We start from the raw sequence: 23,172 nt of genomic DNA, 5'->3' as shown, positions 1-23,172 counted from the left end.
TACGCCATGCCCTTTGAATTTCGCGTGAACGGACGGATCGGCCGCCCTGTCGCCCAGGTTTTCGACGCGGTCGTCAATCCGGACCACCTCAGCCGCTACTTCGTGACGCTCGGTGGCATCAGCGGGCCGTTGGTCGCCGGCGCAACCGTGACCTGGTGGGGCGAAGTGCCGGTCCAGGTGGAGGTGGTCGAGCCCAACGAGCGAATCGTCTTTTGCTGGGGTGCCATGGTCGCCGAAGGCGAGGATGCCTACCAGACCCGTGTGGAGATGCGCTTCCAGTCACTGGAGGATGGCGCAACGATGGTGACCATCGCCGAAACGGGCTGGCGCGAGAACGGGCAGGGGCAGAAAAGCTCCTACGTCAACTGCGAGGGCTGGTCGCAAATGCTCGCCTGCATGAAAGCCTGGCTCGAATACGGCATCAATCTGCGCGACGGCTATTACCTCAGCGAACTCTCAGGCAAGCCGGCGCTCGAGCCGCAGGCCTAGAAACCCGCCTGGAGCGGTAACGCCGCAAGCGGAAGGACATCTCGAGGCAGCAGCAGGAGCGCCCGTCGCACGTTCGTGCAAGCGGGCGGCGCTTTCGCTCGCTTGCGGCAATTCTTCGTGGGCTTTGACAGATCAACATCGCAGCCGCACCCAGACGGGTCGGCGGCCAACAGGAGCGTGCGTCATGACGAAAATTACCGGTGGTATCAACATCGCAATGAAGGTCCCCTCGCATCAGTACGAAGCGGTGGTCGCCTTCTATCGCGACACAGTTGGCCTCGAACCCATCCCGGAAAAGTTGCCTGCCGTCGGCTTCAAGCTTGGGCCGAACCAACTGTGGATCGACGAGGCTGCGAATTTCAGCCAGGCGGAAGTCTGGCTCGAACTCTTCACCGATGACCATGCTGGTGCCCTTGGGCAGCTCGCCGCCAAGGGGGTCGTACGCTGCGACGCGGTCGAGGATCTGGGCGAGGGCTTTCGTGGCGGCTGGATCATGAACCCGGCCAATATCGTACACATGGTCAGGGCGCCGGACGCCTGGTAAGGCGCCCGGCCGTCGCTTTCAGCTGTCCTCAGTACATCGGAGGGAGGCCACCATTGGTGGCGCTCGCCATCGGGATGCCGCCGGCCGGCTCGGTCATCGGCGGTTCGGCCTGCAGCACGACGACGCGTGAATCGAGCGGCACGCGGCTGTAGAGGTCGATGATATCGGGGTTGAAGAGGCGGATGCAGCCGCTCGAAACGGCCTTGCCGATCGACCAGGCCTCGGTCGTGCCGTGGATGCGGAACAGCGTGTCGCGGTTGCCCTGGAAGAGATAGAGCGCGCGCGGTCCGAGAGGATTGCGCACGCCCGGCTCCATGCCGCCGGCAAGCGGGCCGTAGCGTTCCGGCTCGCGCTCGACCATGCTTTGCGTCGGCGTCCAGCGCGGCCATTCGGCCTTGCGCGCGATGCGCGCTTCGCCTTCGAATTCGAGACCGGCCTTGCCGACGCCGATGCCGTAGCGCATCGCCATGCCACCATCTTGCACGAGGTAGAGGAAGCGGTTTTGGGTATCGATGACGATCGTGCCCGGCGGCTCATGCGTCTGGTAGGCGACCTGCTGGCGCAGATAGCGCTTGTCGACCTTGCTGATGTCGATGGCATCCAGCGGGAACTTTTCGTTCGGCAGCGGACCGTACATCGCCACGTAGTATGGATCCGGTCCCTTCGGCGTGGCAGGCCCCGACGTAGTGACGCAGCTTGCGAGCGTCGAGGTGGCGAGAAGAAGGGCGAAGAGCTGCGCCAGGCGGCCGGCGCTGTTCCGGGACACACACATAATTTGAATTTTGATCCTGCTGATTGTCATTTTCGGGCGGGAGGCACGGCTTTTGCCGCTCTTCCGTTCTAATGTCAAAGACGGCGTCGGGGCGGCGACAGCATGTCGCAAATGAGGCAACCGATGAGTGTGGCCGAATGGCGACAGTCGGCAATGGTGCTTTGCGCTCGCAACACAGCTTGATCCGCTTTCGACCACGGGTGTATGCCATAGCCATGCAATGGAGCGATCAGGCCATCATTCTCGGGATCCGGCGGCACGGCGAAAGCTCTGCTATAGTCGAGGTCATGAGCGCCATCCACGGCCGGCATCTCGGCATGGTGCGTTCCGGCCGCTCGCGCTCGATGCAGCCGGTGCTGCAGCCGGGCAACTCGGTGGAGGTCACCTGGCGCGCCCGGCTCGACGAGCATATGGGCGAATTCCGAATCGAGCCGGTTGAGTTGCGCGCCGCCCGGCTGATGGAGACGGCGACCTCCGTCTACGGCATCCAGGCGCTGGGCGCGCTCTTGCGCCTGCTTCCCGAGCGTGACCCGCATCCTCATCTCTATGAGGCGCTGACCGTTATCGTCGATCATCTGGCCGATCCCGCCGATGCCGGCGAATTGTTCGTGCGCTTCGAACTCGCAGTCCTCAACGATCTCGGCTTCGGCCTCGATCTGACCGAATGTGTCGCAACCGGCACCCGCACCGAACTCGTCTACGTCTCGCCGAAATCGGGCAGGGCGGTTTGCCGGGAGGCGGGAGAGCGTTATGCCGATCGCATGCTGGCGCTGCCGGATTTCCTTTCGGCCGAAGCGCGAAGGGCTGCGGACCACGACAGCCTTGCCGCCGCCTTCCGGCTGACGGCCTTCTTCCTTCACCGCCATGTCTATGAACCGCGCGGCCTCGATGTTTCTTCCGCCCGCGACGGCTTCGTCCATGCGGCGCTGAAGGCGCTGAAAGCGCAATCCTCGGCCGCCTGACCCCAGGAGTTTTCGATGCACCAGGAACTTTACCCCGGCATGGCCGTGTCCGGCATCGGCGTGTTGTCGCTTGACCGCGTCGCCCGCGACGGCGGCTTGAAGGCGATGCAGGACCTTTTGAGCGGCGACCTGCCGGCCCCGCCGATGTCAAAGACGCTGAAGTTCGGACTAAGCGAAGTGGAAGAGGGGCGGGTGGTCTTCAGGGGACTGCCGACCGAAGAACACCTCAATCCGCTCGGCACGGTTCACGGCGGATGGACCGCAACGATCATGGATTCGGCCCTCGGCTGCGCGGTCTTCACCACGGTCAAACCGGGGGAGGCCTATACGACGGTCGAGTTCAAGGTGAACCTCGTGCGCCCGCTGCTGCCCGATATGGGCGAGGTTTTCTGCGAGGGACGCATCGTGCATCGCGGCCGCACCATTGCGACCTCCGAGGCCTGGCTGCGCGACCGGAACGGCAAGCTGCTCGCCCACGGCACCGAAACCTGCGCCATCTTCCCGATCGACAATCTCAGGCGTTAAGCAATTCCAGGAAAAGTGCGCAGCGGTTTTCCGTCCGGAATTGCGAACCGGGAAAGCCAATTCCAGGAAAAGTGCATAGCGGTTTTCCGGCCGGGATTGCGAACCGGGAAAGCCAATTCCAGGAAAAGTGCGCAGCGGTTTTCCGTCCGGAATTCCGTCGCTGCAAACCACCTCTGAAATAAGAAACGCCGCGCTGAATTGCGCGGCGTTCTTGCTTGTAATCGCAGTCCTGGTCAGCCGATGCGGCCGCCACCCTGCTTGGTCACGGCAACGACGGCCGGGCGCACCGGCATGTCGTCCTTGAAGTCCGGCCAGCGAGTGGCCGGGGTCTCGTAGGTGGCAAGGCCGGCGTCGCCCGGATGCTGGACGGCCAGGAAGAAGGTGTCCGATGTCGGGTTGAAGCAGGGGCCGCACATTTCGGCGCCGACCGGCACGCGGAAGAAGAGCTTCGACGTGCCGCGGGCGGCACCGTCCGTGTCGATCGCCCAGATACCGTCGGTGCGGCCGGTGTCCTTCTCGTTGTTGCCGTCGGTCGAAACCCAGAGACGGCCGTCGGTGTCGATGGCGCAATTGTCGGGCATGCCGAACCAGCCGTTCTTGGTGGTCGCGGTCGAGAACGAAGCGCCGACATCGGCCACGCTCGGATCGCCGCACTTCAGGAGCACGTCCCAGCGGCTCTTCAGCGAGGCGAAGTCGCCATCGGTCTCGGTGATCTCGACGATATGACCGAAGGCGTTCTTGGCGCGCGGGTTGGCGGCGTCGACTTCGTCGGCCTTGCGCTTGGTGTTGTTGGTCAGCATGACGTAGACCTTGCCCGTCTTCGGGTTCGGCTGAACGTCTTCCGGACGGTCCATCTTGGTGGCGCCGAGGGCGTCGGAGGCGAGACGGGTGTTGATCAGTACATCAGCCTGCGAGGCAAAACCGTTGGCTTCGGTCAGCGGGCCTTCGCCGTGCGTCAGCGGCATCCAGGTGACAGTGCCGTCTTCGTCGAACTTGGCGACGTAGAGCGTGCCCTCGTCGAAGAGGTCCATGTTGGCGGCGCGGTCTTCAGGGTTGAAGGCACCCTTGGTCACGAACTTGTAGACATAGTCGTAGCGCTCGTCGTCGCCGGAATACAGCACGACGCGGCCGTCCTTGTTGACGATCGATTCGCAGCCTTCATGCTTGAAGCGGCCGAGAGCCGTGCGTTTCTTCGGCACCGAGGTCGGGTCCAGCGCATCGACCTCGACGATCCAGCCGAAGCGATTGGCTTCGTTCGGCTCCTTGGAGACGTCGAAACGGTCGTAGAAGGACGCCCATTCATACTGTCCGCCCGGTGCGCCGAGCCGCTTCAGCTGCTTGTATTCCGGATGGTCCTCGGCGATCTCGCCGCCGAAATAGCCGTTGAAGTTTTCCTCGGCCATCATGTAGGTGCCCCAGGCGGTGACGCCGCCGGCGCAGTTGTTGAGCGTGCCGAACACCTTTTTGCCGGTCGGGTCGGATGGCGTCTTCAGGCGGTCGTGGCCGGCGGCAGGGCCGGTGATCTGCATCTCGGTATTGACGGTGATACGGCGGTTGTTCTTGCCGTCGAGAACCGGCTGCCACTTGCCGTCGACCTTGCGGATCTCGATGATCGTGCCGCCATGGGCAGCCATCTCGATGTCGACAAGCTCCTTGCTGTATTCGCCGAGAACGACCTTCTCTTCCTCGACCTCCTTGCCGTCCTTGGTCACCTTTTCCTTCACGACGCTGGCGAAGGCCGGGAACATCAGCTCGGCATTGGTGTATTCGTGGTTGACGACGAGCAGGCCATGGTCGGCGCTGCCGTCGAGCGGGATGAAGCCGACATAGTCGTTGTTGTAGCCGAACAGCTTTTCCTGGGCAGCAGCCGTCTGGTTCTTCGGGTCGAACTCCGGGCTGTCGGCGAAGATCTTGTCGCCCCAGCGCAGCAGGACGTCGGCATCGTAGCCTTCGGCGACATGGTGCTTCTCGTCGACGCCGGCTTCGATCTCGGTGAAGTCGAACTGTGAACCATCCTCGGCGCGTGCCTCTTCGGCGGTCAGGAGAGCGAGCGGGCTGACGGTGGTCGAGATCGCGGCAACGGCCAGCGAACCGCCGATGAACGAGCGGCGGGAGAAGCGGCGATGGATGATGTCGCCCATCGTCGGATTGGCGGAACAGTTATGGCCGACATCTTCCAGCTCTTCCCTGCGTTCCGTCAGCGTCTTGAATTCGGTCTCTTCCGTCTGGGCGAGATGCTTGTCCATGATCGGGTCTCCTGGTTGAACGATGGAAACCACCGCGCGAGGCAGCGGTGTTCATCCGCCTGTACCAGCTGCCCGATGACAGTTCTGCGACATTTCCGTGAAGAGATTACAGCGCTCGGCCGTCTATAGATTTGGCGCTTGCACAAAAGTCTGTATGGTTGCGCGCGCCGGCGATTGCGACTGCCAGGGGAAAGTATGTTCGAACTTATTGCTTTAGCTGCCTTTATTCTGGCCCTGTCCGCCTATCTCGGCAACCGCAGGACGACCGAGCGCCTTGGTGCCGAACTGGCCGCCCTCAAGGCGGAGGTCGTGGCGCTGAAGGCCGCGCCGGGCGATCGCGCTCCGGCCGAAGGAGCGACCGAGGCGCTTACGGCTGCGGACGAATTGCCGGCTGTGCCGGAGACGTTTGACCCGGAGACGCTGGACGATGCTGCCGCCGCCATGTCGGCCAGCGCGCGCGAAGGCGCCCGGACTTTCGGCGATTCAGAAGGAGCCGCGGCCGAAATCGAGGGCGAGGAGACGATCGCTGCCAGCACCGAAGCACCGCAGCCGGTTGCAACGGTACCCCGTCAGACCGAGAGCCTCGAGAGCCGCCTCGGCGCCCGTTGGGCGGTCTGGGTTGGCGGCATCGCGCTGGCGCTCGGTGGCGTCTTCATGGTCAAGTACTCGATCGACGCCGGCCTGCTGAGCCCGGCTGTTCGTCTGACGCTGGCCGCTTTGTTCGGCCTCCTGCTGATGGCCGCTGGCGAGGTCATCCGTCGGCGCGCCGTGCCCGTGATCGCCAACGAATTCCAGAATGCCATGATCCCCGGCATCCTGACGGCCGCCGGCGCCGTCACACTCTTCGGGGTCGCCTATGCCGCCTACGGCATCTACGACTATATCGGCACAGGCACGGCCTTCGTTCTCTTGGCGGCGATTTCGCTTGCGACTGTCGGCCTGTCGCTGCTGCATGGGCAGGCGCTCGCTGGCCTCGGCCTGCTTGCCTCGCTCGCAACGCCGCTGCTCGTCTCGAGCAATGAACCGCGCCCCTGGGTGCTCTTCGGCTTCCTCTCGATCGTGTGGCTCGCGACCTTGCTTGCGTCGCGCCTGCGCAGCTGGACCGTCGTTCCGACCTTGGCCAATGCGGGCGTCGGGCTTTGGGGCCTGGCCTACATCACCGCGGTCGCGCCATTCGAACCGCGGCCGGTCGCCTTTGCGCTGCTGGTGATGATCGTTGGCATCGGCCTCATCTGGCCGGGCGCCACGGAAGCGGCGCCTGCGCCCGAAGCGCCAGAAGGGGCCGAGCGACGCGGCGCCGTTGCCGGTCCCTGGGAGCGGCTGTTCATCCCGCCCCATGCGGCCATCTCCATTTCGGCTGCCGTCGCCGCCACCGTGCTTGCGCTCCTTCTCATCAGCCCGGCCGTGGCCGCGGTCAAATATCCGGTGACGGAGTTTGCCGTCGTCATTGCGGCGCTGGCAGCCCTGGGGGCCTGGCGGCCGACGGCGGTCTATCCCGCCGCGCTTTCGGCGGTCGGCGCTGTCGCTGGCGTCTGGAGCCTGACGGCGCTGAGCGGTGTGCTCGCCTATCTCGATCCTTCACTGGCCGATGCCCTTCCGGCTGTCGTCCTGCCCGGGCGCACCGCCATGTTCACCGCTATGTTGCTTGCTGCGCTGTTTATCGGCCTCGGTGGTTTCGTGTTATCACGCCGGCTCGTCGCCCATCCTCAATATTCGACGCTCTGGGCGGGCATTGCCGCGGTCGTTCCGATCGCGCTTGTCGCCATGTCGTTCCTGATGACCGGCAACTATTCCTTCGACCTGCCGCACGGCCTGTTCTCGCTCGTCGCCGGGGCGGCGCTGCTGGCGTTAGCGGACTGGCTCTACCGCCGCGACGGCGCGGCAGAGGCGCGCGATACGGCGGCCGGCTTGCTGGTGGGCGGCTCGTTCGCCCTCTTCGTGCTTGCCCTCCATGCCTGGACGGACGGGCTGGTCACGACGCTTGCGATCGCCGTGCTCGGCACCGCCTACACACTCGCGACCCGCGTCCGCACCTGGCCGATCCTGCCGTGGATGACCGGCGCGGCGGCCATCGTCGTTCTGGGGCGCATCGCCTGGGAACCGACGATCGTCGGTGCCGGCAATCTTGGCACGACGCCTGTCTTCAATGCCTTGCTGCCGGGTTACGGCGTTCCCGCCGTGCTGCTTGCAGGCTCCGCCTATTTCCTGAGATCCTGGCCCGGCACGCGGGTGCGCAACCTTTTACAGGCGCTCGCCAGCCTCTTCGTGTTGCTGACGCTCGCGATCCTGGTGCGCCACGCGATGAACGGCGGCGTGCTCGACAGCGCTGTGCCGACGCTCGGCGAGCAGTCGATCTACACGCTGCTGGCAATCGGCGCCTCGGCGATCTTCATGAGCCTCGACATGCAGTCGCCGAGCCCGGTCTTCCGCTATGGCGGTATGGGCCTCGGCGTGCTTTCGATGCTGTCGGTGCTTTCGGCACATCTCCTCGGCCTCAACCCCTATTTCAGCGGCGAACTGCTTGGACGTATTCCGTTCTTCGATCTGCTGTTGATCGGCTATCTGCTGCCGGGGCTCGGCTATGCCGGCCTTGCCTGGTATGCGCGCGACAAGCGGCCCTTGCCCTATGTCATGGCGCTTGCCGTCAGCGGCGCGGTGCTTGCCTTCGCCTGGGCGAGCCTCACGGTCCGCCGTGTCTGGCAGGGGGAAAACATCGCGGAGTGGAAGGGCTTCCTGCAGGGCGAGACCTACACCTACTCGGTCGTCTGGCTGCTGCTCGGCGTGCTGCTGCTGGTGCTGGGCTCGCGCTTCCACGCCAAGAGCATCCGCATCGCTTCGGCCGTTCTCGTCTTCGTCGCCGTGCTGAAGGTGTTCCTGATCGACATGTCCAACCTCGAAGGTTTCCTCCGGGCTCTGTCCTTCATCGGCCTTGGCGGGGTATTGATCGGAATAGGGCTCTTCTACCAGAAGATCCTGTCCGGCGTTGTCGCTGCACCGACGGCGCCGGCAAAGCCTGCCGAACAGCAATAGGAAAGCATGACAGAGATTTCGAAACTCGCGGCCGCCTTCGCGCCGCATGAGGAGCTTGCTGCAGCGCTGCTGCCGCATGCCTTTGCCGCCGATGACGGCTCGCACGATGCCGCGCATCTGATCCGGGTCTGGAAGAATGCCGCCCGCATCCAGGCGGAGGAGGGCGGAAACGCGCGTTTGCTCGCCGCCGCGGTGCTGCTGCATGACTGCGTCTCGGTCGAGAAGAATTCGCCCTTGCGCACCCAGGCATCGCGACTGGCGGCTGAGAAGGCGGCGGGCATTCTGAAAGATCTCGGTTGGGGCGCGGATGAGATTGCCGCGGTGGCGCACGCCATCCTGACGCACAGCTTCTCGGCCAACATCCCGCCGGAAACGCTGGAGGCGAAGATCCTTCAGGATGCCGATCGGCTGGATGCGATCGGCATGGTCGGCGCTGCCCGCTGTTTCTATATCGCCGGACGCATGGGCAGCGGCCTTTACGACCCGCTCGATCCATTGGCCGAGGCGCGGGCGCTCGACGACAAGGCGTTCGCCATCGATCATTTCGAGACCAAACTTTTCCGGCTGGCCGACGGCTTCAAGACCAAGGCCGGGCGCCGGCTCGCCACGGAACGCGAGCAGCGGCTGCGCGACGTGCTTGCCATGATGCTCGATGAAATCTAGTTGCCGGGAAGGGCGCGACGCGCTTCTTTGTGCGGGTGTGTAGATTGCACCGGAACATTTCTCCGTTTCCATCAATCCGAGAAATGATCTAGGCCTTTCAACACATTGTGCCGCGCTGATGAATCGGATCGTCAGGCACGTGAATCAGTTTCTGAAGACGAGGGAAGTGCCCATGAAGGTGACCGGTCTCAACATTCATCCGCTAAAGAGCGGTCGCGCGATTGCCCGCGAGACGGTCTCGGTCAATCTCGACGGTGTCGAGGGCGATCGGCGCTTCATGTTGGTGGAACCGGACGGGCGCTTCATCACCCAGCGCGAATTGCAACTGCTGGCGCAGGTCGAGGCGAGCCACATCGATGGCGGCGTACATCTGAAGATGGGTGACCGGGAGATCTCGATTCGCTTCGATCCCGACCGCCGGCTGAACGTCGTCGTCTGGGGCAGCGAAGTCGATGCAGCCGTGTCGGACGAAACGACGGACGAGGTCCTCTCCTCATGGTTTGGTCGCCCGGTCAGGCTCGCCCATATGGATGCCTCGGCCGAGCGCCATGTCGGCGCCGAATGGGCGGGTACCGCCGCGCCCGTCGGCTTTGCCGATGGCTTTCCGGTGTTGATTACGACGACAGGTTCGCTCGCCGACCTCAACCGGACGCTTGCCGAAAAGGGACAGGAGCCCGTCGGCATGGATCGTTTCCGCACCAATATCCTCGTCGATTGCGATGACGCCTGGGATGAAGACTTCTGGGAAAGCGTCGAGATCGGTGGCATCCGCTTCGATCTCGTCAAACCCTGCGCCCGTTGCATCATGACCACGCAGGACCAGGTGACCGGCGAGCGCATCGGCGGCAACCCGATCCAGGGGCTCGCGGAAAAACGCATGTCCTCTGACCGGCGTGTGCCCGGCGTGCTCTTCGGCTGGAACGCGGCGCCGCGCAGCGAAGGCACCGTGAAGCTCGGCGACGCGGTCAAGATCATCGGCCGACGCGGCGAGCGCTGGCCGATGAAGGTGCGTGCTTCGGCTTAATTCAGAAGCATTCCGGACAGAAAACCGCTTCGCACTTTCCCCGGATGGGCTTGGCTCTCACGCCCAGGGCGTGATGCCGAGAAGTTTGGCACCGAGATCCGAGAGGCTGGCGGGGGAAGCGTTGTGCTTTTCCCATTCGCGCGGATCGCCGGGGAAGGCGTCGCGCTTCGGATGATCGAGCTCGCGCCACAGCCGCACCCGCTCCTCGCGCTCGGCGACATTCTCCCATTCCGCCGGATGCATCGAGATGTATTGCGCCATGCGCACGCGGCCATCGGAGTGATTGGGGCGCACGCCATGGGCAAGCAGGCTGTTGAAGATCATCAGGTCGCCGGCCTCCATCTCGATGTTGACCGTTGAAAGACCGGTCATGTCGGGGTGCATCGGGTCGCGGTCGGTGCTTTGAGTCTTCTCCCAGCTTTCGAAGTTTTCGAACAGTTCCGGCACGCACTGGAAGCCGCCGACGTCGCCGTCCTGCTTTTTCAGACTGAGCACGCCCTGAACGCCGATCGGCAGCGGCCGGATCGAGGTGTCGACGTCCCAGTGAATGAAGCCGTTGGGATTGCCCTTCACCTTTTTCGGCGGATTGAGGTTGGCGCGGTCGATCGTCACCCACAGGTCCTCGCGGTCCCAGATGTCGACGAAGGCGCCGTAGATGCGCGGCTCCTGGCGATTGTCCCAGAGATACTGGTGATTGTAGATCTCCAGCATGCCGGTGTTGTTGAGTTCCTTCATCTTGTGCTCGCGTCGCTGCGGCGCGTACCAGGTCGAGGGATCGTTCGGATCCTTCTCGTCGAAGCGCCAGAGCAGATCGACGAGGCGCTCGACATTGGCCGGCGCTACCGCCTGGCGGACGATGACATAGCCCTTGGTCACCCAGTGCTGCCAGTCCGCTTCCGACAGCACGCGCAAAGGCAGCCGCTTCTTGATGTCCTTCAGTTGAATGTCGAGATGGGCTGCCGTCGGATGGCTGTCTCTGAGTGGCTGCATGGGTATCTCCTCGCCTGGCATGTTTGATGGGTGATGGAGAAAACCTAGCCCTTTTGCCGGTGCCGCTGTTGCACGCAGCCTGCCAAAATTGATACTATTCTGGCTTCTAAGGGGGAAGTGGCGCAACATGAAGGCTGTTTTGCAGAAGATATCGAGGCCGACCAATGCCTCATCCATCCTGCTCGACCGCCGGCTCGACGATGCCATCCCGTTCCAATGGCACCATCATCCCGAGTTCGAACTGACGCTGACCCTCAACTCGCGTGGCCAGCGTTTCATCGGCGACCATATCGGCGCCTATGACGACGACGACCTCGTGCTCGTCGGTTCCAACCTGCCGCACACCTGGCATTCCGCCGGCAAGCTCGAGGGGGCGGAGCCGCACGTGGCGCTGGTGCTCTGGTTTCATCCGGAATGGGTGGAGCGCCTGGAGGAGGGCTTCGTCGAACTCGCCGGCGTCAAGGCGATGTTCGAGCGTTCGGCCCCGGGGCTGCAATTCTCAGCGGACGTGGCCGCCCGTGTCAGGCCGCTGTTTGAAGGGTTGCGCCGGTTGGCGCCGGAGGAGCGGCTGCCAGATGTTCTGTCGATGCTGACGATCCTGGCGCGCGAGCAGGCGGTCACACCGCTCTCGAGCCGGGTCGTCACGCCGTCGGGTCGATCGGTCGATCGCGGCCGCCTCGACCGGGTGCTCGACCATATCCATCTGCATTACGCCGAAAACCCGTCGATGGACGAACTCGCCGATCTGGCAGCACTCAGCCTCTCCGGCCTGCATCGCCTGTTCCTGCGCCACCTCAACATGCCGGTCTCGGAATATCTGATGCGGCTGCGGATCGGCGAGGCCTGCGCGCTGCTCAGTGGTTCGGCGCGCTCGATCGCCCATATCGCCGATGCCGTCGGCTACCGTTCGCTTGCCAACTTCAATCGTCAGTTCAAGGCCGCCAAGGGCATGACGCCCCGAGCGTTTCGCGACCGGTTCCGCAGCGCCGCTTGATCAAGGCATCAATTCCGGTGATTGCGGCGTCAATTTAATTGGCTTTTATCTGTTTTAGCAGCCGCATAGGATCGCGCTCCATCAATCGGAGAGATTCCATGTCCGCTGTTTCCGGAGCATCCGCGCCGTCCAGTGCCCGCCAGGAGATGCCCTGGCTGATCATTGCGGCCGGCTCGGTCGTCGCGATGCTCACCTTCGGCCCGCGCTCGGCGATGGGCTTTTTCCAGCTGCCGATGCTTGCCGATACCGGCTGGGACCGGACGACCTTCGGCCTTGCCATGGCGCTGCAGAACCTCTGCTGGGGCCTGAGCCAGCCGTTTTTCGGTGCGATCGCGGACAAGTTCGGTACGTGGCGAGTGCTTGCCATGTCGGGCCTTCTCTACGCAGCAGGCCTGTTCATCATGGCCTTTGCCGATGCGCCGATCTGGCTGCACATCGGCGGCGGCGTGCTCGTCGGCATGGCGGTGGGCTCCGGCTCCTTCGGCATTCTGCTCTCCGCCTTTGCCCGCAATGTCACGCCGCATCAGCGCTCGCTTGCCTTCGGCATCTGCACGGCGGCCGGTTCGGCCGGCATGTTCCTGTTCGCGCCTCTCAGCCAGGGCCTGATCTCCGCCTATGGCTGGTCGGACAGCCTGGTCTATCTCGGTGTCCTCATGCTGCTGGTGCCGTTCTTCGCGATCCCGCTGCGCGGCAACGCGTCCTCCGGCCGCCAGAGCGAGGCTCAGTACAAGCAGTCGATCGGCGAGGCGCTGAAGGAAGCGCTTGGCCACAAGAGCTACCTGCTCTTGGTTTCAGGCTTCTTCGTCTGCGGCTACCAGGTTGCCTTCATCACCGCGCACTTCCCGGCCTATATCGGCGATATCGGCATCGACGCGCGTTACGCGGTGATTGCGCTGGCGCTGATCGGCTTCTTCAACATCATCGGTTCGCTGTCGGCAGGCTTCATCGCCCAGCGTTATTCGAAGCCCTATTTCCTGGCGCTGATCTATATCGCGCGTTCGGTGGCGGTGACGGCCTTCCTGCTTTTGCCGCAGACGCCGACCTCGGTCATCGTCTTTGCCATTGTCATGGGCCTGCTCTGGCTTTCGACGGTGCCGCCGACCAATGCGCTGGTCGCGATCATGTTCGGCACACGGCACCTCGGCCTGCTCGGCGGCATCGTCTTCCTGTCGCACCAGGTCGGCTCGTTCCTGGGTGTGTGGATGGGCGGCTACCTCTACGACCACTTCGGTTCCTACGATCCGGTGTGGTGGCTCGGCGTAGCGCTTGGCATCTTCGCGGCAATCGTCCATTGGCCGATCGAGGAGAAAGGCGTGGCACGCCCCGCCATGGGCTGAACGCAAACGAAAATCAGAGGCGCCGCGAAAAGCGGCGCTTCTATTCTTGAATTCTGTCACAAAACTTTCTAAATCAACCCATGCGGCTTTGCCGCTTTTGTTTTGGTTCAATTATGCTCAGATTGAGCATAATTGAAGAGCCGCCCAGGAAGAGGGGCGGAGAGGAGATGTCGATGACGCGCCTTGCACCCCGCACCGCGACCGTGGCGAAACCGGTTTTTGTCAGCGCCGCTGAGCGCTTCGGCATCATCGAAAGACCCGAGCTTGCCTTTACGCCGGCGGTCGCGCGCGAAACCGAGCATCTTTACGAGAAGGTCAAGGATTTCATTCCGGCGATCGAGTGGCCGGTCTATGCGCCCTATGTGCACGCCATCAACCGGCTGAAGAAGGAGCGCAACGCCGTCATCCTCGCGCATAATTACCAGACACCGGATATCTTCCACTGCGTTGCCGATATCGTCGGCGACTCGCTGCAGCTGGCGCGCGATGCCGCCAAGGTCGATGCCGAGATCATCATCCAGTGCGGCGTGCACTTCATGGCCGAAACCTCCAAGCTGCTGAGCCCGGAAAAGACCGTGCTGATCCCCGACGCCAAGGCAGGTTGCTCGCTATCGGAATCGATCACCGGCGCCGATGTCCGCCTGTTGAAGCAGCGCTACCCTGGCGTTCCCGTCGTCACCTATGTCAACACGTCTGCCGACGTGAAGGCCGAGACCGACATCTGCTGCACCTCGTCGAACGTGCTCGATGTCGTCGAGAGCCTGGAATCCGATACGGTTCTCTGCATCCCTGACGAATATTTGGCGATGAACGTCGCGCGCCAGACCAACAAGAAGATCCTGACCTGGAAGGGCCACTGCGAGGTGCACGAGCGCTTCACCGCCGCCGAACTGCTCGCCTACAAGGAAGCCAATCCGGGCATCGAGATCATCGGCCATCCGGAATGCCATCCGGACGTAATCGCCGTCTGCGACTTCGCCGGCTCGACGTCGGGCATGATCAACTACGTCAAGGACAACCGCCCGTCGAAGGTGCTGCTCGTCACCGAATGCTCGATGGCGTCGAACATCCAGGCGGAGATCGAAGGCGTCGAGTTCGTCAAACCGTGCAATCTCTGTCCGCACATGAAGCGCATCACGCTGCCGAAGATCCTCGACAGCCTGCTGACCATGACGGAAGAGGTTCTCGTCGATCCCGCGATTGCCGATCGCGCCCGCCTTGCGGTCGAGCGCATGGTGAACCTCAAGCAGTAACAATTTCAACCGGCTCACACCGGATGCAGGCATGCGCATTGGAGGAGAATGAATCATGCTGACCGACCATTTCCGCCCGCAATCCTTCAACGGGATTGACGACATCGTCATCGTCGGTGGCGGCCTGGCCGGCCTCTTCTGCGCGCTGAAGCTGAGCCCGAGGCCGGTGACGATCCTTGCCGCAGCCCCGATCGGCCATGGCGCCTCGTCGGCCTGGGCGCAAGGGGGGATTGCCGCCGCCATGAGCCCCGGCGACACCTTCGAAAAACACGTCGCCGATACGCTTGCCGCCGGTGCCGGCATCGTCGACGAGAAGATGACGCGCATGATGGTGGCCGAAGGCCCGGCGCGCATTCACGATCTGCTCGACTATGGCGTGCCATTCGACCGGGATCTCGAAGGCAAGCTGCTGCTCTCGCGTGAGGCGGCGCATTCCGAGCGCCGCATCGTCCGCGTCAAGGGCGACATGGCCGGCAAGGCGATCATGGAAGCGCTGATTGCCGCCGTCCGCCGGACGCCGTCGATCCGCGTGATCGAAGGCTATGTGGTCGAGGAGTTGGTGCGCGAAGGCCGGTTCATCTCCGGCGTCATTGCGCGCCCGGATGCCGGACAGTCGAAGAAGCGCGTGGCTTTCCCGGCCCGCGCCGTCGTGCTCTGCTCCGGTGGCGTTGGCCACCTCTATGCGGTCACCACCAACCCGTGGGAGGCCTGCGGGCAGGGGCTCGGCATGGCTGCGCGTGCAGGCGCTATCATCGCCGATCCGGAATTCGTGCAGTTCCACCCGACCGCTATCAACATCGGCAAGGACCCGGCGCCGCTTGCGACCGAGGCGCTGCGCGGTGACGGCGCCCAGCTTCTGAACGCCGCCGGCCATCGCTTCATGCTGGACATCCATCCGGACGGCGAGCTGGCGCCGCGCGATATCGTTTCGCGCGGGGTCTTCGCCGAAGTCCAGGCCGGACGCGGCGCTTTCCTCGATTGCACCAAGGCGGTCGGCAAGCATTTCCCCGAGATGTTCCCGACCGTTTATGCCTCCTGCATGGCGGCCGGGATCGATCCGGTGACGCAGCCGATCCCGGTCGTGCCGGCGGTCCACTATCACATGGGCGGCGTGCTCACCGATGCCGAAGGTCGCACCTCGATCGATGGCCTCTGGGCAGCCGGCGAGGTGACCTCGACCGGCGTGCACGGCGCAAACCGCCTTGCCTCCAACTCGCTGCTCGAAGCCGTGGTCTTTGCCGCGCGTATTGCCGAAAACATCAAGGGCACGCTGCCGACACCCCAGTTGGCCGAATGGGGCGACAATGCCGGCGAGAACGACGATCCGGTGACGGTCGAAGACAGCCCTCAGCTGACGATCCTGCGCAAGGTCATGAGCGACTGCGTCGGTGTGATCCGCACGCGCGAAAGCCTGGTGCGGGCGATCCGCGAGATCCAGCAGCTCGAGCGCGACAACACCCGCATGCGCTTCACCAACATCATCACGACCGCCAAGCTGATCGCCGTCGGCGCGCTGCGGCGCACCGAAAGCCGCGGCGGTCACTTCCGCGCCGACTGCCCGCAGGAACGCCCGGAATGGCGTCGCCGCACCTATCTGACGCTCGCTGAGGCCAATCGCCTGGCGCGTGAACTGGCAGAGACGGAAGCAGCCTGAGGCAGCCAGGTCGGCCGCTTTCGAATTGAACCTTGGAATGAGTGACACGATGACAGCAGCCCTCCGCCCCGAACTGCCCGCACTGATGATCGAGGATCAGGTGCGCGCGGCACTGCTTGAGGATCTCGGCCGCGCCGGCGATATCACGACGCTTTCGACGATCGGGCCGGACCTGACGGCAACGGCCGGTATGAATGCGCGCGATCCCGGCGTCATTGCCGGACTGGAGCTCGCGCGTGCAGCCTTCCGTCTGGTCGATCCGTCGATCCGCTTCGAAGCCCTGGTGGCGGACGGCGACCGGGTCAAACCGGATACGGCAATCGCCCGGATCTCCGGTCGCGCTCGCGGCCTGCTGTCGGCCGAACGCGTCGGCCTCAACTTCCTCATGCATCTCTCGGGCATCGCCACCTATACGGCGAAATTCGCCGACGAGATCGCCCACACGCGTGCGAAGGTCTGCTGCACCCGCAAGACTATCCCGGGCCTGCGTGCGCTGGAGAAATACGCTGTGCGTCTGGGCGGCGGCTCCAATCACCGCTACGGGCTGGATGACGCGGTGCTGATCAAGGACAACCACATCGCCGTTTCCGGCGGTGTCGCCAGCGCCGTCCACGCGGCGCGCGCCTATTGCGGCCATCTCGTCAAGATCGAGATCGAAGTCGATGGCCTCGACCAGATGCGCGAGGCGCTGACGGCCCAACCCGACGTCATCCTGCTCGACAACATGGGGCCAGACTTGCTCCGCGAGGCCGTTGCGATCAACCGGGCGCACTGGCAGCTCTCTGCCGACGTCTATGCGGTCGATGCGCGCCGGACCCGGTTGGAGGCTTCAGGCAACGTCAAGATCGATACGGTGCGGGCAATCGCCGAGAGCGGCATCGACTACATCTCGACCTCGAAGATCACGATGGCGGCACCAACGCTCGACATCGGTCTCGACATCGCCATCAACAAATAGCCAGAGAAAAGATCAACGCTGCATGATGAAGGGGCAGGAGAAGCGTTCGCCAACGGTGATCTGCGTGCCGCAATCATAGCGGCAGGTCCGGAACTGCCCGTTCGTGTCCTGACTGTTGAGATTGCAGATGGTGGTCTGCGGCTGCATGCCACCACCCTGCTGGTTCTTGAAGTAGTCGGGCATCTTCGGCTTCTCGTCGGTTCCCGATTGCGGCGAGGTGCCGAGCAGCGACGTCAAAAAGGCCAGTGCGAGCAGCATGGTTGTCACCTCGTCGTAAATATCGGGTCGTTCGGCGGCAGGTGGCGACTGTCCGGCCTCGTCCCGCAGCACCTATCATAGCATCATCCCTCCTATGTAGGGCGTGCCGTCGGATGTTTTTAGATGCCGGTCCCGCTCAGGGATTGGTGGCTACGGTCATCGCCCGCCGACCTTGAGCCCCGGGGCGGGGCGCTCTTCGAGGATCTGACGGCGGAAACGGAAGAGGGCCGCCGGCCGCCCACCGGTCGAAGAGAGAGTCATGCCCGTCGGCTCGACCAACTCGGCCCCTTCGACGAGGCGGCGGAAGTTCTGCTTGTGCAGGTGGCGCCCGGAGATCGCCTCGACGGTTGCCTGCAGATCGGTCAGCGTGAACTCGGGCGGCATCAGCTCGAAGACGACCGGCCGATATTTAATCTTGCCGCGCAGCCTCGCCATTGCGGTGGCGACGATGCGGCGATGGTCGTGGCGCATTGCCAGCCCGACGGTCAGAATGTCGCTGCCGTTGCCGCGGCCGTCGATGGCCGCCTCGGGCACGAGCCCCGCCTCGTAGAGCAGCTCATAACGCTCGAGCACGCGCTCCTCGTCCCAGGGAAAATCGCCGAGGCCGAACGCCAGGCGAATGCGCGCCCGGCGCCCGGCAATCCGGGCGGCCTGCTCGTCGCCGGACACGCCGGTCTCCCAGCGGGCAAGTGCTGGCAGTATTGCCTGGTCGAGCACCGCCGGGCGTCCCTGCCGCCAGTCTTCCCAGGGCAGGTAGCCGTACCAGTCGCGCCAGTGCGCGCCGGCCTCGGCCAGCCGCTCGGTATTCTCGGCATCGGTTCTGGTCAGCGCCAGATAGCCGACCGAGACCATGTGCTTGCCCTCTTCGCCCGGCAGCCGCTGGCGGCCGCGATCGCCGAAGGTGTAGAGCTGCTCGATGTAGCCGAGCTTCAGCGCCGTGCGCTTCTCGACGCGATCGCGCAGACTCGTCTCAAAGGTCCGGTGGAGCGCCGGATCGAAGGGGCCAAAGGGCAGGCTGTCGCGCGCGTCGCCGTCGCTTTCACTGACGGCGAGGATGCGCGGGCTGCGGTTGACCACGGCGACGATCGCCGCATTGAGGCCGATCTCGACCGTTGTCGGCTGTGTCTCAATCGGCAACGGCTGCTCCTTCGAAAGCAAGCGGCAGAAGGAACGGTGCGTTGCCGTCGGCATCCGCGCCGCGACCGATCGCGCGAACGGCGGCGACGAGCCGGCCGTTGCGCTCGAGTACGGCGTCACCGATCTCGACAAGTCGACTGTTGGGGGTCGCAAAGGGCGAGGCTCGGCGCAGCCGTTGCACCAGTTGCGTGTCGTCCTGGTCCGGCTCGGCCGCCAGCGCGGCGATGAGGGCGGCTGCGGGCGAGCGGGAGACGCCCATCCAGCAATGAACGAGGAGCGGCCGTGCGCGGTCCCATTCGCGCGCAAAGGCGACGATCTGCCGGACATGGTCTTCCTGCGGCGCGATGAGGTCGCCGGTGCCGGCAAAGGTGATGTCGTTCATGCCGAGCGTGAGATGCCGCGCCTTGGCGATGACGCCGGGGCGATGAAAGTCCTGGCCCTTGGCAACGAGGCTGATCATCTCCGTGCAGCCATGTCGGACGGCCATTTCGGCGATGCGGGAAAGCGGTGAAACGATGATGTCGGGCATGTCAGATTTCCGCGCGTGAAGGCAGGCGCTGCGCTTCCAGCGCCAGGAACCGCTCGGTGAACAACCGCTGCGCCTCGACCGCCGGCACGGGATCGATCAGCAGCGTCTCGCGGGTGATGCCGCGCGGCTGGCCGAAGAATTTTCGCGCTTCCTCGACCGAGAAGCCGGCAAGCACGGTCGCTTCGAAATAGGCGGCGACATGGTCGGCCTTCTTGATCTTGTCCTTCAATTCCTTGGAGCAATGCGGCGGCAGGCCGAAACGGAGATGGATGGCGCTTTCCAGCCGCTTCTCGACCGATTTGTAGCCGCCGCCGACCACCGCCTTGAACGGCGAGATCATGTCGCCGATCACGTATTCCGGCGCGTCGTGCAAAAGCGCCAACAGGCAATCGTCGCTGCTGCATTTGTTGCTGCGGCGAAAAATGTCCTCGACCATCAGGCTGTGCTGGGCGACCGAGAAAGCATGGTCGCCGGCGGTCTGCCCGTTCCAGCGGGCGACGCGCGCGAGACCGTGGGCGATATCGCCGATCTCGACGTCGAGCGGCGACGGGTCGAGCAGGTCCAGCCGGCGGCCGGAGAGCATGCGCTGCCAGGCGCGGGCCGTCGTCACGCGCTCGCCTCGTCGGCAGACGTCGGGAAGGTGAGCCCGGCCCATTCGGGCAGGACCAATGTCACCAGCACGTCGCCGGCAAGCAGCGGGATGCCGTTCGCCATCGCTTCGCCGGCCTTGTCGATGCGCACGATCGCGAGTGCCGACTTGCCCTGTACCGTGCCGAGCGTGCCGATCGACTTGTCGTTCGCGGTGATCGTCGTTCCCGTCGGGGGAAGGGCGGCGTCGGCAGAAACGATCACGACCCGGCGGCGCGGCGTGCTGCGGTGCTGCATGCGCGACACCACTTCCTGGCCGACATAGCAGCCCTTCTTGAAGGAAAGACCGCCGTTCTTGTCCATGAGCACATCATGGGGGAAGGCGTCCTGCACCGCATAATCGGCGCCGGCATTGGCAATGCCCGCCGCGATCCGCAGGCGTTCGAGGTCTTCTGCGCCGGCCGTGTCGCCGGTGGCTTCCCCATAGGCGCGAAAGAGCGCGATGCCCGCCTTCTCGAAACGGTGGTCGCGATAGGCATCTGTCGGTGCTGCTTCGTCGAATATCACGGTAACGGCGTCGGATGTCTTGATCGAAAGCTCCACTGCCGAGCGAAGCTTGTACATCGTCAGGCGCTTCAGCAGCGCTTCGGCCTGGTCATGTGCCGTTTCCAACCGTAGGCCGTCGCCGTCGCGGGAGATCAGGAACTCGAACAGGATCTTGCCCTGTGGCGTCAACAGAGCGCCGGGACGTGCCTCGTCGGGCGCAAGCGCGTCGAGGTCGGTGGTGATCAGTCCCTGGAGAAGATCTTCGGCGTCCTTGCCGGAAATGGCGACGATCGCGCGATCGTCGAGGCGAACTCTGGGCATCGTTCGAATCCTGTTCGACGGGAGGGGAGAATCCCGCGCTAACCTAGCAAACGATCACCTGGATGGCCGCGGCCGACTCGGGCCCCGGTCCCACCGGCGATCTCTTGGCGAAGAGGTAGGATGTTCGGCGATGATCGGCAAGCAGGTCGCCGGCGCTCAGTCGCCGGCGATGAAGAATTTCCACTTGCCATCCGGCATGATGCCGACGCGATAGAAGTTGTAGCTGCCGAATTCTTCCATGTCGGCAAAGTCGCCGGCGGTGACCAGCCGGAACAGGTCGACCTTTTCCGGTGCGGTCAGTGTCGAAAGCTTCTTTTCCGCGAAATAGGGCCAGACATAGACCTCCTGCGGCGTGCCCTTGTCCACCAGCACGAAGCCGGTCGACAGCACGTCGAGCAGGATCGCGAGGATTTCGACGCCTTCCTGGTCGCCCGAAAGGCTCTTCAAGATCGAGACCGGGTCTTCGTCGCCGGTGACGCCGGTGACCTGGGTCTGGTTCGGGCCCTTGCCGAGCAGCGAGCGCAGCCGCTCGATATCGCCGGAAGCCGCTGCCTCGACGATCAGCTCACGCATGCGGGCGACCGGCGCTGGGATCTTGGAGACGTCGGTCAGCACTTCGACAGGCCCGGTCTGCTCCGGCTCTTCGGCTTCGGGAGCGTCTTCCTTGGTGGCTGTCGCCGACTTGTTGATCAGCGGATCGGGCATCGGGATTTCGAGCGGAAGCTTCTCTTCCTCATCCGGTTGTTCGGCAACGGGTTCGGCTACGGGCGGCGTCGCTTTCTGGTCGCCGGCGGCAGGCTGTTGCTCGGCCGGGACGGGTTGTGGCGCGCCCTGCAATTCGCTGAGAGCGAAGGCGGGAGAAACCGCTGCCGGGGTGGTCAAGGCGACACCGGCCAACAGCAGTGTAGCGAGGCGAACCGGAAGGGTCCGGTTTGCGAGATTCCGATGCATCGGGCAGTCCTGATATTACTGAATCGTGCGCTGGGGCGAGAACTCGCCGGCGAGCACGCGCTCGCGAAGCGAATTGAGCATTGCTTCGGCGCCGTCTTCGCCATGAAGCCGAACGGTTTCCCGCATGGCAAGGGCAATGGCTGCATCGGCGATGATTTCCGGCTCGATACCGTCGGCCATTCCGTCCGCCCAGGCCTCGCTCTGGTGTTCCAGCGCAGCCTGCATTTTCTCGTGGACGATCATGTCATCGATGTCGGTCAGGCTTGGTTCCATCATTCGTTCCATGCGACTTCCATTGTGCAAGCGGTTCATTTTATGGCCGTTCGGCTGAACTCCGACTGAACGGCCGTGACGGACTCGCCACTTCTTACCACTCTCTTAACGAACTTAGCAGCCTTTTCCCGAAACGACACGGGGTCGTGAGAAAAGAGGTTAATTTATTGCTAATTTCCAAAGCGGGCGACGATTTCTGACGCAAGTGTTGCCCCTTCGGCACGATATCGCTGTTCGGCGACGATCGCAGGCCCCGTGCAGCTCGTATAGACGGATGCGAAGGTGCGATACCCGCGGTTGAAGGCGGCCGTCATCCGCTCGCGCCGTTTGATTTCGGTGGCGGTTTCCTTGTCGATCAGTTCCTGCATCGAGCGGCGCCAGACATCCTCCGGTTCCTTGACGCAGAGATTGCGGAGGTAGTGCACGGAGCCGAGGATCTCGGACAGCCGAACCAGCCGCTGGTCATAGGGCGTCGGCTTTTCCTCCACGGCGGCCGGGGCAGGGGCTGCGGTCTCGGTCTTGGCCGGCTCTTTCGTCGGTGATTTTTGCGCTGCCGCGCCAGTGGCGACTGTCAAGGCGATGCCGGCGAGCGTAAGCCTTGTAAGGATCGGGACAGGGATCATGATTTCACCAAGCCCGAATTGGCGGCGGTTTCAAGGCCGTTGCCTGATGTCGCGGCGTTCGCTCCGGCGCCGGAGAGCCTTTCCACACATTCGCGCACGCTGTCGGGGATCGGCAGGGCGAAGATCTCGTCAGCCGTGAACCAGCCGAGCTCTGCGGCGTCGTCGCTGGCGACGGCAACTGCGTCGGCATCAGCCTCGGCCCTGAAGACCGACAGCAGGAAGTGTCGCCCTTCGGACTCCTTGCCCGGCAGATCGTAGACTTCGAACAGCACCGGATCGCACGCCTTGATGCCGGTTTCCTCGAGCAATTCGCGAAGTGCTGTCTCCGCCGGCGTCTCGCCCGCTTCCGCCCGGCCGCCCGGAAAGGCGTACATGTCGGCCGACGGCGGGTTGGCCCGGCGGACGAGCAGATAGCGGCTGTCGCGTTCGAGGATGACGGAGGAAGCAAGTTCGGGCTTGGTCGGCATCAGGGAATCAAATCGTCTCGGTAGCGTTGACCCATCCT

The 23,172-nt window shown here is 64.0% G+C and carries 24 protein-coding genes; 12 read left to right on the top strand and 12 right to left on the bottom strand.

Annotated features, from left to right (window positions below; all coding sequences use genetic code 11):
- Positions 1–6: 6 nt before the first annotated feature.
- Both IB267_RS09620 and IB267_RS09615 read left to right on the top strand, forming a co-directional pair.
- Entirely contained in the window at positions 7–489 is a 483-nt protein-coding gene (locus IB267_RS09620) for an SRPBCC domain-containing protein (RefSeq protein WP_192447410.1), read from the top strand.
- A 184-nt stretch (positions 490–673) separates the two neighbouring features.
- Complete coding sequence (locus IB267_RS09615) at positions 674–1,033, top strand: hypothetical protein (RefSeq protein WP_192447409.1); 360 nt, start codon at positions 674–676, stop codon at positions 1,031–1,033.
- A gap of 28 nt (positions 1,034–1,061) precedes the next feature.
- Here the strand turns inward: IB267_RS09615 and IB267_RS09610 are convergent, their stop codons facing one another.
- Positions 1,062–1,805, bottom strand: a complete 744-nt coding sequence (locus IB267_RS09610) for a L,D-transpeptidase (protein WP_192447408.1) — start codon at positions 1,803–1,805, stop codon at positions 1,062–1,064.
- Positions 1,806–2,020: 215 nt separating this feature from the next.
- Here IB267_RS09610 and recO point away from each other — a divergent pair, with 215 nt between their 5' ends.
- Together recO and IB267_RS09600 are read left to right on the top strand one after the other, a co-directional pair.
- Positions 2,021–2,767 carry a DNA repair protein RecO gene (recO, locus tag IB267_RS09605; RefSeq protein WP_192447407.1) on the top strand — a complete coding sequence of 249 codons (747 nt, stop codon included), beginning with the start codon at positions 2,021–2,023 and terminating at the stop codon, positions 2,765–2,767.
- 15 nt (positions 2,768–2,782) lie between these two features.
- On the top strand, positions 2,783–3,292 hold the full coding sequence (locus tag IB267_RS09600; RefSeq protein ID WP_192447406.1) for a PaaI family thioesterase: 510 nt from the start codon (positions 2,783–2,785) through the stop codon (positions 3,290–3,292).
- Positions 3,293–3,525: 233 nt separating this feature from the next.
- Here IB267_RS09600 and IB267_RS09595 read toward each other — a convergent pair whose 3' ends face one another.
- On the bottom strand, positions 3,526–5,538 hold the full coding sequence (locus IB267_RS09595; protein WP_192447405.1) for a PhoX family phosphatase: 2,013 nt from the start codon (positions 5,536–5,538) through the stop codon (positions 3,526–3,528).
- A gap of 195 nt (positions 5,539–5,733) precedes the next feature.
- On the opposite strand from IB267_RS09595, the gene IB267_RS09590 reads away from it, so the two are divergent.
- From IB267_RS09590 to IB267_RS09580, 3 genes are all read left to right on the top strand, one after another.
- Entirely contained in the window at positions 5,734–8,568 is a 2,835-nt protein-coding gene (locus tag IB267_RS09590; RefSeq protein WP_192447404.1) for a DUF2339 domain-containing protein, read from the top strand.
- Positions 8,569–8,574: 6 nt separating this feature from the next.
- Entirely contained in the window at positions 8,575–9,231 is a 657-nt protein-coding gene (locus IB267_RS09585; protein WP_192447403.1) for an HD domain-containing protein, read from the top strand.
- A gap of 172 nt (positions 9,232–9,403) precedes the next feature.
- Positions 9,404–10,255 carry an MOSC domain-containing protein gene (locus IB267_RS09580; RefSeq protein ID WP_192447402.1) on the top strand — a complete coding sequence of 284 codons (852 nt, stop codon included), beginning with the start codon at positions 9,404–9,406 and terminating at the stop codon, positions 10,253–10,255.
- Positions 10,256–10,312: 57 nt separating this feature from the next.
- Here the strand turns inward: IB267_RS09580 and IB267_RS09575 are convergent, their stop codons facing one another.
- A complete protein-coding gene (locus IB267_RS09575; protein WP_192447401.1) occupies positions 10,313–11,245 on the bottom strand; it encodes a phytanoyl-CoA dioxygenase family protein in 933 nt (310 codons plus the stop codon).
- A 127-nt stretch (positions 11,246–11,372) separates the two neighbouring features.
- On the opposite strand from IB267_RS09575, the gene IB267_RS09570 reads away from it, so the two are divergent.
- The 5 genes from IB267_RS09570 to nadC all read left to right on the top strand — a co-directional run bounded on the left by IB267_RS09570 (position 11,373) and on the right by nadC (position 17,441).
- The gene (locus IB267_RS09570; protein WP_192447400.1) at positions 11,373–12,239 is read left to right on the top strand and encodes an AraC family transcriptional regulator; all 867 of its coding nucleotides are present in this window, start codon (positions 11,373–11,375) and stop codon (positions 12,237–12,239) included.
- A 98-nt stretch (positions 12,240–12,337) separates the two neighbouring features.
- The gene (locus IB267_RS09565; protein ID WP_192447399.1) at positions 12,338–13,576 is read left to right on the top strand and encodes an MFS transporter; all 1,239 of its coding nucleotides are present in this window, start codon (positions 12,338–12,340) and stop codon (positions 13,574–13,576) included.
- 173 nt (positions 13,577–13,749) lie between these two features.
- On the top strand, positions 13,750–14,829 hold the full coding sequence (gene nadA / locus IB267_RS09560; RefSeq protein ID WP_043616689.1) for a quinolinate synthase NadA: 1,080 nt from the start codon (positions 13,750–13,752) through the stop codon (positions 14,827–14,829).
- Positions 14,830–14,884: 55 nt separating this feature from the next.
- Positions 14,885–16,483: an L-aspartate oxidase gene (locus IB267_RS09555; protein WP_192447398.1), complete on the top strand. Its 1,599-nt coding sequence runs from the start codon at positions 14,885–14,887 to the stop codon at positions 16,481–16,483.
- Positions 16,484–16,532: 49 nt separating this feature from the next.
- Positions 16,533–17,441 (top strand): carboxylating nicotinate-nucleotide diphosphorylase, encoded by a 909-nt coding sequence (gene nadC, locus IB267_RS09550; RefSeq protein WP_192447397.1) that lies wholly within the window; start codon positions 16,533–16,535, stop codon positions 17,439–17,441.
- A gap of 12 nt (positions 17,442–17,453) precedes the next feature.
- Here nadC and IB267_RS09545 read toward each other — a convergent pair whose 3' ends face one another.
- The 9 genes from IB267_RS09545 to IB267_RS09505 form a co-directional block, all read right to left on the bottom strand.
- Positions 17,454–17,699 (bottom strand): hypothetical protein, encoded by a 246-nt coding sequence (locus tag IB267_RS09545; RefSeq protein ID WP_192447396.1) that lies wholly within the window; start codon positions 17,697–17,699, stop codon positions 17,454–17,456.
- Positions 17,700–17,855: 156 nt separating this feature from the next.
- Positions 17,856–18,890, bottom strand: a complete 1,035-nt coding sequence (locus IB267_RS09540) for an NAD regulator (protein ID WP_192447395.1) — start codon at positions 18,888–18,890, stop codon at positions 17,856–17,858.
- Positions 18,826–19,365 carry a tyrosine phosphatase family protein gene (locus IB267_RS09535; RefSeq protein ID WP_192447394.1) on the bottom strand — a complete coding sequence of 180 codons (540 nt, stop codon included), beginning with the start codon at positions 19,363–19,365 and terminating at the stop codon, positions 18,826–18,828. The genes IB267_RS09540 and IB267_RS09535 overlap by 65 nt, the downstream gene beginning before the upstream one ends.
- A gap of 1 nt (position 19,366) precedes the next feature.
- Positions 19,367–19,975: a YfbR-like 5'-deoxynucleotidase gene (locus IB267_RS09530; RefSeq protein WP_192447393.1), complete on the bottom strand. Its 609-nt coding sequence runs from the start codon at positions 19,973–19,975 to the stop codon at positions 19,367–19,369.
- On the bottom strand, positions 19,972–20,820 hold the full coding sequence (locus IB267_RS09525; protein WP_192447392.1) for a folate-binding protein YgfZ: 849 nt from the start codon (positions 20,818–20,820) through the stop codon (positions 19,972–19,974). The genes IB267_RS09530 and IB267_RS09525 overlap by 4 nt, the downstream gene beginning before the upstream one ends.
- Before the next feature lie 156 nt (positions 20,821–20,976).
- Positions 20,977–21,771, bottom strand: coding sequence for a hypothetical protein (locus IB267_RS09520; protein ID WP_192447391.1), 795 nt, complete (start codon positions 21,769–21,771; stop codon positions 20,977–20,979).
- Positions 21,772–21,786: 15 nt separating this feature from the next.
- Entirely contained in the window at positions 21,787–22,056 is a 270-nt protein-coding gene (locus tag IB267_RS09515) for a hypothetical protein (protein ID WP_089043914.1), read from the bottom strand.
- A gap of 158 nt (positions 22,057–22,214) precedes the next feature.
- On the bottom strand, positions 22,215–22,667 hold the full coding sequence (locus IB267_RS09510) for a TIGR02301 family protein (RefSeq protein WP_192447390.1): 453 nt from the start codon (positions 22,665–22,667) through the stop codon (positions 22,215–22,217).
- A complete protein-coding gene (locus IB267_RS09505; protein ID WP_192448283.1) occupies positions 22,664–23,137 on the bottom strand; it encodes an NUDIX hydrolase in 474 nt (157 codons plus the stop codon). Before IB267_RS09505 ends, IB267_RS09510 begins: the two co-directional genes overlap by 4 nt.
- Positions 23,138–23,172: the final 35 nt, after the last annotated feature.

Source organism: Ensifer sp. ENS09, from assembly GCF_014852425.1.
Classification (GTDB): domain Bacteria; phylum Pseudomonadota; class Alphaproteobacteria; order Rhizobiales; family Rhizobiaceae; genus Ensifer.
The sequence above is the reverse complement of the archived record's forward strand: the minus strand, read 5'-3'. Positions and strand labels throughout refer to the sequence as shown.